At 36.3% G+C, this 13,390-nt stretch carries 15 protein-coding genes and 1 pseudogene; 14 read left to right on the forward strand and 2 right to left on the reverse strand.

The window, feature by feature from the left end; genetic code table 11:
- Nucleotides 1–66: 66 nt before the first annotated feature.
- The 7 genes from BCER98_RS06490 (at nucleotide 67) to BCER98_RS06520 (ending at nucleotide 6,383) form a co-directional block, all read left to right on the forward strand.
- Nucleotides 67–843, forward strand: coding sequence for a metallophosphoesterase (locus BCER98_RS06490; protein WP_041809578.1), 777 nt, complete (start codon nucleotides 67–69; stop codon nucleotides 841–843).
- Nucleotides 844–874: 31 nt separating this feature from the next.
- Nucleotides 875–1,780, forward strand: a complete 906-nt coding sequence (locus tag BCER98_RS06495) for a MerR family transcriptional regulator (RefSeq protein ID WP_041809581.1) — start codon at nucleotides 875–877, stop codon at nucleotides 1,778–1,780.
- A gap of 79 nt (nucleotides 1,781–1,859) precedes the next feature.
- Nucleotides 1,860–2,462 carry a genetic competence negative regulator gene (locus BCER98_RS06500; protein WP_011984288.1) on the forward strand — a complete coding sequence of 201 codons (603 nt, stop codon included), beginning with the start codon at nucleotides 1,860–1,862 and terminating at the stop codon, nucleotides 2,460–2,462.
- A gap of 386 nt (nucleotides 2,463–2,848) precedes the next feature.
- Entirely contained in the window at nucleotides 2,849–4,132 is a 1,284-nt protein-coding gene (gudB, locus tag BCER98_RS06505) for an NAD-specific glutamate dehydrogenase (protein WP_011984289.1), read from the forward strand.
- Between the two features lie 317 nt (nucleotides 4,133–4,449).
- Nucleotides 4,450–4,683 carry a DUF3961 domain-containing protein gene (locus BCER98_RS06510; RefSeq protein WP_011984290.1) on the forward strand — a complete coding sequence of 78 codons (234 nt, stop codon included), beginning with the start codon at nucleotides 4,450–4,452 and terminating at the stop codon, nucleotides 4,681–4,683.
- A gap of 76 nt (nucleotides 4,684–4,759) precedes the next feature.
- Complete coding sequence (locus tag BCER98_RS06515) at nucleotides 4,760–5,290, forward strand: peptidoglycan recognition protein family protein (protein WP_011984291.1); 531 nt, start codon at nucleotides 4,760–4,762, stop codon at nucleotides 5,288–5,290.
- A 109-nt stretch (nucleotides 5,291–5,399) separates the two neighbouring features.
- Nucleotides 5,400–6,383, forward strand: a complete 984-nt coding sequence (locus tag BCER98_RS06520; RefSeq protein WP_011984292.1) for a YpdA family putative bacillithiol disulfide reductase — start codon at nucleotides 5,400–5,402, stop codon at nucleotides 6,381–6,383.
- Nucleotides 6,384–6,409: 26 nt separating this feature from the next.
- On the opposite strand, the gene BCER98_RS06525 is transcribed toward BCER98_RS06520, so the two are convergent.
- Nucleotides 6,410–7,384 carry an asparaginase gene (locus BCER98_RS06525; protein ID WP_011984293.1) on the reverse strand — a complete coding sequence of 325 codons (975 nt, stop codon included), beginning with the start codon at nucleotides 7,382–7,384 and terminating at the stop codon, nucleotides 6,410–6,412.
- A 188-nt stretch (nucleotides 7,385–7,572) separates the two neighbouring features.
- Here BCER98_RS06525 and BCER98_RS22420 point away from each other — a divergent pair, with 188 nt between their 5' ends.
- The 4 genes from BCER98_RS22420 to fni all read left to right on the forward strand — a co-directional run bounded on the left by BCER98_RS22420 (nucleotide 7,573) and on the right by fni (nucleotide 11,088).
- Nucleotides 7,573–7,746 (forward strand): DUF5359 family protein, encoded by a 174-nt coding sequence (locus tag BCER98_RS22420; RefSeq protein ID WP_011984294.1) that lies wholly within the window; start codon nucleotides 7,573–7,575, stop codon nucleotides 7,744–7,746.
- 130 nt (nucleotides 7,747–7,876) lie between these two features.
- Nucleotides 7,877–8,554 (forward strand): (d)CMP kinase, encoded by a 678-nt coding sequence (gene cmk, locus BCER98_RS06530; RefSeq protein WP_011984295.1) that lies wholly within the window; start codon nucleotides 7,877–7,879, stop codon nucleotides 8,552–8,554.
- Between the two features lie 323 nt (nucleotides 8,555–8,877).
- Nucleotides 8,878–10,026, forward strand: coding sequence for a 30S ribosomal protein S1 (gene rpsA, locus BCER98_RS06535; protein ID WP_011984296.1), 1,149 nt, complete (start codon nucleotides 8,878–8,880; stop codon nucleotides 10,024–10,026).
- Between the two features lie 12 nt (nucleotides 10,027–10,038).
- Nucleotides 10,039–11,088 carry a type 2 isopentenyl-diphosphate Delta-isomerase gene (fni, locus tag BCER98_RS06540; protein ID WP_011984297.1) on the forward strand — a complete coding sequence of 350 codons (1,050 nt, stop codon included), beginning with the start codon at nucleotides 10,039–10,041 and terminating at the stop codon, nucleotides 11,086–11,088.
- Nucleotides 11,089–11,401: 313 nt separating this feature from the next.
- On the opposite strand, the gene BCER98_RS20750 is transcribed toward fni, so the two are convergent.
- Nucleotides 11,402–11,536, reverse strand: a complete 135-nt coding sequence (locus BCER98_RS20750; protein ID WP_003206535.1) for a YpzI family protein — start codon at nucleotides 11,534–11,536, stop codon at nucleotides 11,402–11,404.
- A gap of 114 nt (nucleotides 11,537–11,650) precedes the next feature.
- Between BCER98_RS20750 and BCER98_RS06545 the strand changes: the two are divergent.
- The 3 genes and pseudogenes from BCER98_RS06545 (at nucleotide 11,651) to BCER98_RS06555 (ending at nucleotide 13,329) form a co-directional block, all read left to right on the forward strand.
- Nucleotides 11,651–12,261: pseudogene (locus BCER98_RS06545) on the forward strand (YphA family membrane protein).
- Nucleotides 12,254–13,147, forward strand: a complete 894-nt coding sequence (locus tag BCER98_RS06550; protein ID WP_011984299.1) for a YIEGIA family protein — start codon at nucleotides 12,254–12,256, stop codon at nucleotides 13,145–13,147. The pseudogene BCER98_RS06545 and the gene BCER98_RS06550 overlap by 8 nt, the downstream one beginning before the upstream one ends.
- Nucleotides 13,144–13,329, forward strand: a complete 186-nt coding sequence (locus BCER98_RS06555) for a capping complex subunit for YIEGIA (protein WP_011984300.1) — start codon at nucleotides 13,144–13,146, stop codon at nucleotides 13,327–13,329. Before BCER98_RS06550 ends, BCER98_RS06555 begins: the two co-directional genes overlap by 4 nt.
- The last annotated feature ends 61 nt before the right edge of the window (nucleotides 13,330–13,390 follow it).

A 13,390-nucleotide genomic window follows, 5' to 3' on the forward strand; every position in this document is an offset into this window, starting at 1 on the left:
TTTGTTAGACAAAATGAAGTGAATAAAAGAATTATATTCTACTAAGGGAGAAGTTGAGACGAATATATGCTATGGATCATATTAGGTAGTGTCTTTATATGTCTCGGGTTTATTTTTTTCTTTATCATGTATAGGGAAGCGATGCGTGATACAGTATTAGAACATACTTTAACCTTCAAAGACTTTCCGAAAAGCTTTCAAAAGGTGAGAATTTTCTTCATTTCTGATATTCATAGGAGGATTGTGTCCCGCACATTAATCGAAAGAGTGAAGGGACAAGTAGATCTTGTAATTATTGGTGGCGATTTGGCAGAAAAGGGTGTATCTTTAGCGCAAATCGCTTTCAATATTAAGCAGTTAAGGGAAATAGGCCCTGTATATTTTGTGTGGGGAAATAATGATTATGAAATTGAATACCATGAACTAGATGCTCTATTGTTAGAACATGGTGTAAAAGTTTTAGATAATACACGAGTGATATTTGAATCAGGTGCTGGAGAGAAGCTTTGTTTGCTCGGTGTAGATGATGTAGGGTTAGAGCGCGATCGTTTAGATTTAGCATTAGCTGATTGCCAAGAAGATGGTTTTCGAATTTTGATTAGTCACAATCCTGCTATTATAGACAAAATGTCTGGGGAAGAAGGAATTTCTCTTATACTAAGTGGACATACTCATGGAGGACAAATTCGTTTATTCCATTTTAAAAAATATTTAAAGGGTGGCGTATATTATTATTCGAATATGACACTTTTTGTTAGTAATGGATATGGAACGACACTTGTCCCGCTTCGTTTCCGAGCACCTGCTCAAACCCATATCATTACTTTAAAGCAAAAGGAATAGGAGATTTTTAATTTTTAAGGTGGGGGAAATGATGCCAACTTTAAAAGGAAAATATAATATAAAAGCAGTTTCAAAGATGCTTGGGATTCAACCGAGTACACTTAGAGCGTGGGAAAGACGCTATCATATTGTTGCCCCAAAACGAAATGATGCGGGGCATCGATTATATACAGAGGAACATATACAAATCTTAAAATGGTTAATAGACCAGGTGAATAAAGGGATTGCAATTGGACAAGCTGTGCAAATATTAGAGAGAAATCGGTTGCAAAATCACAATGAAATAGAAATGGCATATAATAAAGAAATGCTTTTGGTAGACGATATCCTACATTCTTTGCTAAAATTTGATGAAGTAAAAGCTTCTGCATTCGTAAATGAGGCATTTAGTATATATCCAATTGAAAAGGTGATTACACACATATTTCTCGAAATTACAAAACAGTTGGAGAAGTTAGAAGGAACAAATCAAGTTACAATGGTACAAATGCAATATGTAGAATCATTTTTAGGCACGCGTATAGGTATGATTTATCATAACGCGTATGTACCGAAGTCCTCAGCTTTACAAAGTGTTTTCGCATTTTGTGGACCGGGAGAAGTTCAGGCATTACAGCTGTTTATTTTAACAGTCTATTTACGATTGAAAGGTTACCAAACTATATATATTGGGACAGGCTTGCAAGAAGAAAAAATCAATGAAACGATTGTACAATTGGAACCGGATTATGTAGTGATATCTTGTTTACAAATGAAACATGTGCAAGATACGATGCATTTAGCTCAAAGCTTGCAAACTCAGCATGAAAAGCTTAGTATAGCTCTTCTTGGATCAGCCATCACACATATTTCAACAGACCAGCCATTTGAGAGTGAGTATGTATTTATAGGAAGTACAAAAGAAGAGTGGGATGAATGGTTAAAAATGTCAGAATAGTTGTTCGAAAAGAACCATCTATTTCTCATTTCATATAATAAAAATTAGAAGCGATGGTTTTACGTAAGGAGGTTATAAGATGAGGTTGGAACGCTTGAATTATAATAAAATAAAAATTTTCCTAACATTTGATGATTTATCAGAACGTGGATTGACCAAGGAAGATTTATGGAGAAACGCACCGAAAGTGCAGCAATTATTCCGTGATATGATGCAAGAAGCGAATAAAGAACTTGGATTTGAAGCAAATGGCCCAGTTGCTGTTGAAGTATTTTCCTTACAAGCGCAAGGGATGGTTGTAATTGTAACAAAAGAAAATCATGATATGGAGATAGAAGATGATTTTCGCGATGAGTTTATTGAGATGCAAGTAACTCTAGATGAGAGTGAGCATATATTATATGAATTTGCTACATTAGAGGATGTAATCAATTTATCAGAACGCTTATATAACTTAGGAGTTACTGGCGGAAAGTTGTACACATGGGATGGACGTTTTTATCTCTGGATGGAGGAAGAAACAAAGCTTTTAAAAGCGGATTTTATCGCGATTTTAGCGGAGTATGGTAATCCAGCAACAGTAACGATTTACCGTATTATGGAGTATGGTAAATCGCTAATGGATTCTCAGGCGATTCAACAAATACATCATTATTTTATTTTAAAAGGAAACCTCAGCTAATTAGCAATAGCTTGAGGTTTTTGTTATGACCATATTTTGATTGTTGGATAGGGTGAGATAAAGTGAAACTTTAATCAGTGAGGTTTTTTCATCTCCCGTTGATTATGAGCCCTCATCAATCGGGCTGTTACGGATATCTTCTTTGATTCTCTCTAAATTGTGAGATGAAGCCTTATTGCTCTAAAACGAGATAAAAAGCATTTAAATATTTGAGTATTTTACTTTTCTAAAAGCAATAAAAGGACTATAATAATAGTGAAAACGCTTGCAACAAAAAATAGTTTGCATATATTTGTTAGCGTTTTCTATTGCATTCAAAATTTAACGGTGTATACTAGGCAATGAAGGTTTACTAAACAAGTGAAATTACAGGGGGTTTACTTACTATGGTAGCCGAAAAGGGAACTCAAACACAAACACAACAGAGGGAACAACATTTTGAATTGTTGAATTCAACACAAATTGTTATTAATGAAGCATTAGAAAAATTGGGTTATCCAAACGAAGTATATGAATTACTAAAAGAGCCGGTTCGTATGATGACAGTAAAAATTCCAGTTCGTATGGACGATGGGACTGTTAAAATATTTACAGGGTATCGTGCGCAGCACAATGACGCTGTTGGTCCAACGAAAGGTGGAATCCGCTTCCATCCAAATGTAACAGAAAATGAAGTGAAAGCACTTTCAATCTGGATGAGCTTAAAATGTGGTATCGTTGATTTACCATATGGTGGAGGAAAAGGCGGAATCGTTTGTGATCCGCGTGAGATGTCTTTCCGTGAATTAGAAAGATTAAGTCGTGGATATGTACGAGCAATTAGCCAAATTGTTGGCCCAACAAAAGACATTCCTGCTCCAGACGTATTTACAAACTCACAAATTATGGCATGGATGATGGATGAATATAGCCGTATTGATGAATTTAATTCACCAGGATTCATTACTGGTAAGCCGCTTGTGTTAGGTGGTTCCCATGGACGTGAAACAGCGACTGCAAAAGGTGTAACGATTTGTATTCGTGAAGCTGCGAAAAAACGCGGTATTGATATTAAGGGAGCTCGTGTTGTTGTTCAAGGATTTGGTAACGCTGGTAGTTTCTTAGCTAAGTTTATGCATGATGCGGGTGCAAAAGTAATTGCCATTTCAGATGCTTATGGTGCACTGCACGATCCAAATGGATTGGACATTGATTATTTATTAGATCGTCGCGATAGCTTTGGTACCGTAACAAAATTGTTTAACAATACAATTACAAATAAAGAATTGTTAGAACTGGAATGTGATATTTTAGTTCCAGCTGCAATTGAAAATCAAATAACAGAAAAAAATGCCGCTGATATTAAAGCGAAAATTGTAGTAGAAGCAGCAAATGGCCCAACTACATTAGAAGCAACAAAAATTTTAACAGATCGCGGTATTCTTCTTGTTCCTGACGTACTAGCAAGTGCTGGTGGAGTTACAGTATCTTACTTTGAGTGGGTACAAAATAATCAAGGTTATTATTGGTCAGAAGAAGAAGTTGAAGAGCGTTTAGAAAAAGTAATGGTAAAATCATTTGAGTCTATTTATGAAACATCTCAAGTTCGTAAAGTGAATATGCGTTTAGCAGCTTATATGGTTGGTGTGCGTAAAATGGCAGAAGCTAGCCGCTTTAGAGGTTGGGTATAATAGAATAGAGTATTTGGAAAAGCGTGGTTTCCTCAAAAGGAAACCACGCTTTTTTTAGGTGCAAAATGAAGTGAATATAGCTAGTTGAGAAGTTAGAAAGGAGTAAGAATGAAAAATAAGCTGTAATAGAATTTTGGGGAAGAGCTTCTATTCTTTACTTTTAGAGCAAACATTATGGAACTTATAGTTATTGTATGTTAGATGATGATATGGTCTTTTAAAAAAAGATAAAAAAGAACACTTGTTCCAAGCGAACGTTTGTGCTATACTTCTCTTAGATAAACAAAGCGGATATAAAATAAGGAGAGATGAGAGAAATGAAGATGACAGCAGAACAAAGATTTATGATGCCAGCGGACGTTATGGAGCGAGTGGAAGTTTTACGAAATAAACATAGTAAGCGTGGATCTTTATTAAAATCAGTACATACTTTTTTTGGTTTACATACGAAAGAAGATCGTATTTGGTTTTACGGTTTTTATGGAATCGCTGTAAGTATTGTATTATTTATGGTATTTACTTCTAACATTTTTGATTTACTCTTTAAATAAGAAATATGCCATATGGACATAGCGTTTGAATACATATATAGAAGAATGGTAATTTTTTAGAGCGGAGTTGATTAAAATGGCTACGTTCCCAATAGAGCGAAATTATATTGAATATGGAAGTTCGAGACCCGGAATTCGTCTTTCAAAGGTAAGGTTTATTGTGAGTCATGATACGGGGAATCCTGGTAGTAATGCGATAGGTAATAGAGATTATTTTCATGAAATACAGCCGAAAGCTTCGGCGCATACATTTGTAGATGATAAAACGATATTAGAAATTATCCCAATTGATGAAGTCGCTTATCATGTAAGATACAATGTTCCGACAGATAATGAACGATATGGTTATGATGCGAATAAAGCAGCTATCGGAGTTGAACTTTGCTATGGAGGAAATATGAATTTTTGGGATGCGTATACACGTTTTACTTGGTACCATGCATATTTATGCCACTATTTTGGCTTGAATCCGAAAACAGATATTGTATCTCATAAGATGCTGGATCCAGCTCGGAAAATTGATCCTGAAAATGTACTAGGACAACAAGGGATTCGATTTCAGCAATTTTTAGCAGATGTCTATCGAATGTATGTCTCGTTTAGATGACAAATATATGAAAAAAGAATACAATAAAGATAGGTACCTACTGCTGAAAGTAGGTTTTTTCTTGTTTTATAAATAGAGTTTGAGGTAGAAGACTAGGAGTGAACCGAGTATGCAAAAAGAAGCAGCGATTATCATCGGGGGCGGACCTTGTGGGTTGGCAGCGGCAATTTCTTTGCAGGAAGCTGGAATCAACGCGTTAGTAATTGAAAAAGGGAATATCGTAAATGCAATTTATCATTATCCAACTCATCAAACATTCTTTTCATCTAGTGAAAAATTAGAAATTGGTGATGTAGCTTTTATTACAGAAAATCGGAAACCAGTGCGTAATCAAGCGCTTGCCTATTATCGTGAAGTAGTGAAACGAAAAGGTGTGCGTGTACATGCATTTGAGCGTGTTGAACAAGTACAAAAAGATGGAGAGTTCTTTGTTGTTCATACGAAAAAACGAGATGGAAATGAAGAAACATATAAAGCAAAGTATGTGATTGTTGCAACAGGGTATTATGATAATCCAAATTATATGAACGTTCCAGGTGAAGAACTTGACAAAGTATCTCATTATTTTAAAGAGGCACATCCTTATTTTGATCGAGATGTAGTTGTAATAGGTGGAAAGAATTCCAGTGTAGACGCTGCGCTAGAACTTGTAAAAGCTGGAGCACGTGTAACAGTATTGTATCGTGGCGGGGAATATTCACCGAGCATTAAACCATGGATTTTGCCGGAATTTGAAGCGCTCGTACGCAATGGTACGATTCAAATGCATTTTCATGCTCATGTGGAGAGAATTACGGAGCATACGTTAACGTATACAATTGATGGGAAATCCTTTACAATTCAAAATGATTTTGTATTCGCAATGACAGGATACCATCCAGATCATAGCTTCTTGACGAAAATGGGAGTGGAGATTGATAATGAAACGGGACGCCCACTTTACAATGAAGAAACGATGGAAACAAATGTGGAGAACATCTTTATTGCGGGTGTGATTGCAGCTGGTAATAATGCAAATGAAATTTTTATTGAAAATGGACGATTTCATGGTGGAGCAATTGCACAAGCAATTGTATCAAGAGAATCAAAATAAGCTGTCGAATTTCGACAGCTTATTTTTTAATCATGCATAAATATTTTTTGGATTTTTTCTTGCGAATGAGCACATTCTAAAGCAACAAGCAATTTAATACGAGCTTTTTGTGCGTTTAAACCGTATGTGAATACAATCCCCATATCTTTTAATTGTTTTCCGCCACCTTCATAAGAATATACATCTTGAACGATGCCGTTGAAGCAACGGGAAACGAGGATAATCGGGATTCCTTTATGAATTAAACGTTGTAAGCTAGGCAACGTCCTTGGAGGTAAATTACCTTGTCCGAGTGCTTCAATGACGATTCCGTCCACTGGTAAAGTTTCGATTGCAGCTAATAATGTATCATCCATTCCAGCATATGCTTTTAATATAACAACATTTTTTGAAATTTGTTTAACCGTATAGGTCTCGTGATGGACTAAAGCATGATGGAATACGACGCCGCGTTTTGTTACCATACCAATTGGTCCGTACTGAGGACTTTGGAATGTAGCAACATTACTCGTATGTGTTTTCGTTACATTTGTAGCACAGTGAATTTCGTCATTTAATACAACTAAAACACCTTTTCCAATTGCTTCGTCACTGCTTGCGACTTTGACTGCGGATAAGAAGTTATATAGGCCATCAGCACCTAATTCATTGCTAGAACGCATTGCGCCTGTTACAACGATTGGGATATTTGCTTGTACGGTTAAATCAAGAAAATAGGCCGTTTCTTCTAAGGTATCTGTACCATGTGTAATGACTACACCATGAATATTTTCATGCTTGACTCTTTCATCAATGATGACTTGCAATTGCAACATTTCACTCGGTGTCATATGAGGAGACGGAAGATGGAATACATCTTCAACAATTAAATCAAGATCATCTTCTAAATCAGGTATAAATTTCAAAAGAGGATTTTGTTTTCCTGGTTGTACAACCCCAGTTTCTTTATCTTCCTCCATTGCAATTGTTCCACCTGTGTGTAAAACTAGGATTTTCTTCAATGATTATACCCCTTTCGGTTGAAAATACATTTAGAACATATCATGATTTTAGCAAATTCGACAATGAAAATGTATAAAAGTTTAGAGGGAAAATGAGAATAAAATAAGATTGGATTATACCTTTCTATGTAGTAAAGATAGAGAGAAGGGATCACGAAAACATAAAATGATAAAGAGGGGCAATTTTGTTGAAAAAAGTGGAGAAGTTCATCATACATATACTGATTGTCCAGTTTATTTGCATATGTCTGACGCAGCTGCTGCTTATGCAGGGGGCTTCCATTAAATATTTATCGAAAATCGTTTATTATGAAGGAGTCATGCTTAAAACGAAGACAGATATTTTAGAGGTGAATAAGTAGTTTTCATTTTCTTCTTATGAGGATTATGCTACAATAATGAAGGATGAAAAGGATTAAAACTGACAGAGGGAAGCAGGGGGACATACCTGCTTTTCATTTTGTTTTATAAGTGAAAAATGAGGTGTTACAAATGGATAAACGAATTTCAATTGCGATAGATGGTCCAGCAGCGGCTGGGAAAAGTACGGTTGCAAAAGTTGTAGCAAAACAACTTTCTTATGTATATATTGATACAGGTGCAATGTATCGTACGCTTACATATGCTGCTCTTGAGCAAAATATTGATATTGAAAATGAAGAAAAGTTAATGGAAGTTTTGCAAAGTATACGTATTGAATTTCAACAAGGAAAAGATACACAACAAGTCTTTTTAAATGGACAAGATGTATCTGAAGTGATTCGTACACCAGATGTAACAAATCGTGTATCAATTGTGGCAAAGCATCGTCTTGTTAGAGAAGAGATGGTACGCCGTCAACAGGAGTTAGCGGCACAAGGTGGCGTTGTAATGGATGGACGTGACATTGGGACGCATGTACTTCCTAATGCTGAGGTGAAAATTTTTATGCTCGCTTCTGTTGAAGAAAGAGCGGAACGCAGACATTTAGAGAATATGAGGAAAGGTTTTTCCTCTAATTTAGAACAATTGAAAAAAGAAATTGCTCAGCGTGATAAGCTAGACTCAGAACGTGAAGTATCTCCGCTGAAAAAAGCTGAAGATGCGTTTGAATTAGATACAACTTCTTTATCCATTGAAGAAGTTGTTCGAAACATTATGGCCATCGTCTCTGAAGCATTGCAAAAATAGAGAAAGGGGAATCGTCCTCTTTCTTTTTTTATAGAAGTAATGATACGGTAGAGGACACTTTTCTTGACAAATATATGAATTTATAAGAAGTTAGTTAAAGAGGGATGGAACTGTCAGAATATATTCGCTATTATATTTCAAAACATACTTTATTCAAAACGATTTTGCTGTATACTATTTATAGGGAGAGTTAAAACCGCTTTCTACAAAATGTATTGTAATGGAATATATGTTATAATTTCTTATTAACATGCAAATGAAAGCATTTGTTTTCATTTCGTATATACATAAAAGCTTTGTCAATTCTGTAGGGAGGTATTTCCATGGTAGAGAAAATGAATGAAGAAGTTGTGGATTCAAAAGTACTACAAGTAGGTGATATTGTTACAGGTTCTGTAATAAAAGTGGAAGAAAAACAAGTACTTGTAAATGTTGGATACAAAACAGATGGTGTAATTCCAATTAGTGAATTAGCTAATGTTCATATTGAAAAAGCAAGCGATGTTGTAGAGGTGGACCAAACTCTTGAATTAAAAGTAATTAAATTAGAAGAGGATGATCTTGTGTTATCAAAACGTGCTGTTGATGCAGAAAAAGCATGGGTAGAATTACAAGAGAAATTCACTTCTGGTGAAGTGTTTGATGTTACAGTGAATGATATTGTGAATGGTGGTTTAGTTGTGGATTTAGGTGTCCGCGGATTTATTCCAGCTTCACTTGTCGAAGTGCATTATGTAGAAGATTTTACTGAATATAAAGGGAAAACATTAGCTGTAAAAATTGTAGAATTAGATCGCGAAAAAAATCGTGTGATTCTTTCTCATAAAGCAGTTGTAGAACAAGAGTTAGATTCTAAGAAAAAAGAAGCGATTTCCTCTTTAAAAGAAGGCGAGATTGTGGAAGGAACAGTGCAACGCTTAACAGACTTTGGTGCTTTTGTAAATGTTGGTGGGGTAGATGGATTAGTTCATATTTCACAAATTTCTCATGAGCGCGTGGGACAACCGTCTGATGTGTTAGAACAAGGACAAAAGGTGAAAGTGAAAGTATTATCTGTTGATGCAGATACACAACGTATTTCGCTATCAATTAAAGCAGCAGCACCAGGGCCTTGGGAACATGTCGCTGATGAAATCAAAGTAGGCGATGTTCGTGAAGGCACAGTGAACCGCATTGTTACATTTGGTGCTTTTGTTGAGATTTTACCAGGTGTCGAAGGACTTGTGCATGTGTCACAAATTGCCAATCGTCACGTGAAAAATCCAAATGAAGTATTAGAAATTGGGCAAGAAGTGAAAGTGAAAGTGCTTGAAGTGAATGCAGCAGAAAAGCGTATTTCTTTAAGTATAAAAGAAGCTCTTGAAGAAAATAATGTCACAGAAGATTATAGTCAATATGAGCCAACTTCTGAGTCTGCAACTTTCCAATTTAGTGATATTATTGGAGAACAATTGAAAAAATTAAAGAAATAAAGAGGGATATAAGTGGCAAGAGAGAAACGTAAATTAGAACATATTGAATACGCTCTTTCCACTGGACAGTCTCGTACACATGGCTTTTGTGATATTGAATTCGTCCATAAAAGCTTACCAAATTCAAGTTTTGAAAGTGTTACATGTGAAACTAAAATCGGCGAACTTTCACTAAGTTCGCCGATTTTTATCAATGCGATGACTGGTGGTGGAGGAGAGCGTACATTACACATTAATGAACAACTGGCCTATGTAGCAAAACATCATCACCTTGCGATGGCCGTCGGTTCCCAAATGGCAGCGTTAAAAGAGAAAAGAGAAGTAGACTCGTATCGAATTGTAAGAAGAGTAAACCCGAATGGTATTGTGTTTGCAAACTTAGGAAGCGAAGCAACAGTTGAACAGGCAAAATGTGCTGTTGATATGATTGAAGCGAATGCTTTGCAGATTCATTTAAATGTGATTCAAGAATTAACGATGCCAGAAGGAGATCGAGATTTTAAAGGTGTATTAAAACGAATTGAAAACATTGTCCTTACTTCTGAAGTTCCTGTTATTGTGAAGGAAGTAGGATTTGGGATGAGTAAAGAAACGGTTCAGCAGTTAGCTAACATAGGTGTAACAGCGATAGATATTGGTGGTCAAGGCGGTACAAACTTTGCTGCTGTAGAAAATGAAAGAAGAAACCGTATGCTCTCTTACTTTAATGATTGGGGCATTCAAACAGCTTCTTCTATAATAGAAGCATCCTCTACAAACAATACCCTCTCTCTCATTGCATCAGGTGGAATCCAAACGGCACTTGATGTAGCCAAAGCGATTGCTTTAGGAGCACAGGCAACGGCTTTTGCGGGCTATTTTTTGCGGATATTGATGAATGAAGGCATGGATACATTAATCGAAGAAGTAGAATTGTTACATACCGATTTACGATTTATCATGACAGCTCTTGGGGCGAAGAACATTTTAGAACTCCAGCAAGTTCCTCTTGTTGTGAAAGGTGATACATATCATTGGTTAACGCAGCGTGGCATTGATACGATGTATTATAGTCAGAGGTAACAGGGAATCTTTTTAATCTTTTATCCCGCTATTTTCGGGTAGTAAGACTCCCACCTCAAGATGCAGAAAGAAGCAAGGAAGATAGGTGGGAGTAGGGCTGCCCGTAACAGCCCGATTGGTGAGGGCTTACAAATAAGGAAATAGGAAAAGAACGTTGTATTTCTATTTCCATAGCAAAAACACATATTATTAATATATATGAATATAAAAGTTTCTAATCGTGTAGAAGCAGTAAAGAAAGCGTTAGAACTTGGGGTTATTACGAAGAAGAACTGAAAAAACAGCTAGTATGAGCTGCTTTTTCAGTTCTTTTTTAATGCTGATTTTGCTTGCGAGCTTGCTCCGGTGTATCAAGCCCTGTGGCACCTGGATATTGAAGCGACTGATCACGATCGGATTCAACGCGGCGCGATTGTTTTAGTTTCTTTTCTTGGCGATCTTTTCCCATTGCTGCACCTCCTTATTACAAAGTGTTGCTGATATACGAAAAACTATACCGAAAGAAGAAAGAGATTAATTTTTATAAAAAGCTCCCATAATGGAAATGATAGGAGGGAAAAATATGGATGGAGGTTATTTTTATTTTTTGGCATGGATGGGCTGGATTATTACTACGTTTTTTATGAAAAAAGAATCCATTAGGTGGAAAATGAGTGCTTTTATTTTATTCCTAATTATTTGCTCGCAATTTACATTTTCCATCGCGTCTTTCTCAATCTCGATGAACGCCCTTTTTATTAGCATCATTGCTTTCGGAATCGTTGGAATATATTCGGTATGGAAAAAGTTGTACACGCTGTTTTCAGCTCTTATTGTTGCGATGCTATATACGAGTTTTCATTTATTAGAAGTGTATGACCCAATTTGGATTATAATCAACCGAACCTTGATGTTAAGCGCAGCTCTTGTATATGCATCTGTGTTATTGCATCGAGATCGCTTATTACGTCTTTGTACTTTATATATAGGAATGATACAGGGAGAAATCTTAGTAGCGTTTATCTTTCGTAAGCTGCATTTTCCGTATGAACTTGGCAGTTTGCAGTTTTTTGATAGTATCGCTGTTTCTACGCTATTTGTAGCTATTTTATTTTTGATTACGAAAGTCTCTGCCCTTACTGGGCAATTTAGAAAAAAACATGTAAAAGAAAGGCAAGGATAATACATGACTGAATATACACCAGCCATTTTGTGTGGCGTTATTGCGGGAACAATCACAAGAATCTTTATGCTTCGTACAGATACGAGGCAATATCCTACTCGTCTGCATGGGAAAATTATTCACATTGCGATGGGGTTAATTGCAGCCGCTCTTGGGGCGATTGCGATTCCATCTATTTTGAAGAAAGATTTTTCAGCAATTACATTTCTAACATTAGCGGCATCACAATTTCGAGACGTGCGAAATATGGAACGAAATACATTGCAACAATTAGATGGATATGAGCTTGTACCGCGCGGGCATACGTATATTGAAGGGATTGCGTTAGTATTTGAAAGCCGCAATTATTTAGCGATGTTAACATCGTTTGTAACAACCCTCACTTATATCGGATTTCGTTCATGGGTAGCTGGCATCATCGCTGGTATCGTGTGTTTCTTTATTGCTAAAATATTAATGTCAGGCAAAAGGTTGCGTGATCTTGTCGAGATTGAGCATGTGCCACTTCGATTTGAAGGGGTGGGACTGTATATCGATAACATTTATATGATGAATATTGGGTTGCCAGCGAGGCAAGAAGAAATTATGAAGTATGGAATGGGGTTTATTTTAAAGCCAAAATCGATTGATGCAAGAGTTACAATTTCTAATCTTGGACAAAGGCAAGCGATATTACATGACGTTTCGGTAGCGCTAGGTATATTTAGAGATTCCGGAACGCCTGCTTTAGTGCCATTGGCAAAACGTGATTTGGAAGATGGAAGAGTAGGGATATTTGTGCTTCCCCAAGATCAAGATGTGGAAAAAGCCATCGCCGTTATAGGGAATGTCCCAACATTAGAAAGTGCGGTTCATATGTCATCTGAAGCTCCAAAAAGAAGGAGAGATGTGAGATGATTTTGGAAAGTTATATTCTTGCTGTTATTACAACAACGCCAGAAAAATTTGCTGGAGGAGCGCCGCTATTTGTTTGTGAATCGAAAGAAGAAATGGAGTTTGTTGCAAACAATTTAGAAGCCATTTTAGATGGAATTGCTCATCGCTTACAAGAGAATGTATATATTATTGTGAAACATTAGTAACGTATGATATAATATGAGATGTTTTGATATAATGAGAAATATTCTGGAATGCAAATCC

Source organism: Bacillus cytotoxicus NVH 391-98, from assembly GCF_000017425.1.
In the GTDB taxonomy this organism is placed as follows: Bacteria; Bacillota; Bacilli; order Bacillales; family Bacillaceae_G; genus Bacillus_A; species Bacillus_A cytotoxicus.

Bases quoted from the DNA above. Each gene is read 5' to 3' on its own strand.
- BCER98_RS06490 (WP_041809578.1), top strand. From the start codon at position 67: ATGCTATGGATCATATTAGGTAGTGTCTTTATATGTCTCGGGTTTATT.
- BCER98_RS06495 (WP_041809581.1), top strand. From the start codon at position 875: ATGCCAACTTTAAAAGGAAAATATAATATAAAAGCAGTTTCAAAGATG.
- BCER98_RS06500 (WP_011984288.1), top strand. From the start codon at position 1,860: ATGAGGTTGGAACGCTTGAATTATAATAAAATAAAAATTTTCCTAACA.
- gudB (WP_011984289.1), top strand. From the start codon at position 2,849: ATGGTAGCCGAAAAGGGAACTCAAACACAAACACAACAGAGGGAACAA.
- BCER98_RS06510 (WP_011984290.1), top strand. From the start codon at position 4,450: ATGAAGATGACAGCAGAACAAAGATTTATGATGCCAGCGGACGTTATG.
- BCER98_RS06515 (WP_011984291.1), top strand. From the start codon at position 4,760: ATGGCTACGTTCCCAATAGAGCGAAATTATATTGAATATGGAAGTTCG.
- BCER98_RS06520 (WP_011984292.1), top strand. From the start codon at position 5,400: ATGCAAAAAGAAGCAGCGATTATCATCGGGGGCGGACCTTGTGGGTTG.
- cmk (WP_011984295.1), top strand. From the start codon at position 7,877: ATGGATAAACGAATTTCAATTGCGATAGATGGTCCAGCAGCGGCTGGG.
- rpsA (WP_011984296.1), top strand. From the start codon at position 8,878: ATGGTAGAGAAAATGAATGAAGAAGTTGTGGATTCAAAAGTACTACAA.
- BCER98_RS20750 (WP_003206535.1), bottom strand. From the start codon at position 11,536: ATGGGAAAAGATCGCCAAGAAAAGAAACTAAAACAATCGCGCCGCGTT.
- BCER98_RS06550 (WP_011984299.1), top strand. From the start codon at position 12,254: ATGACTGAATATACACCAGCCATTTTGTGTGGCGTTATTGCGGGAACA.
- BCER98_RS06555 (WP_011984300.1), top strand. From the start codon at position 13,144: ATGATTTTGGAAAGTTATATTCTTGCTGTTATTACAACAACGCCAGAA.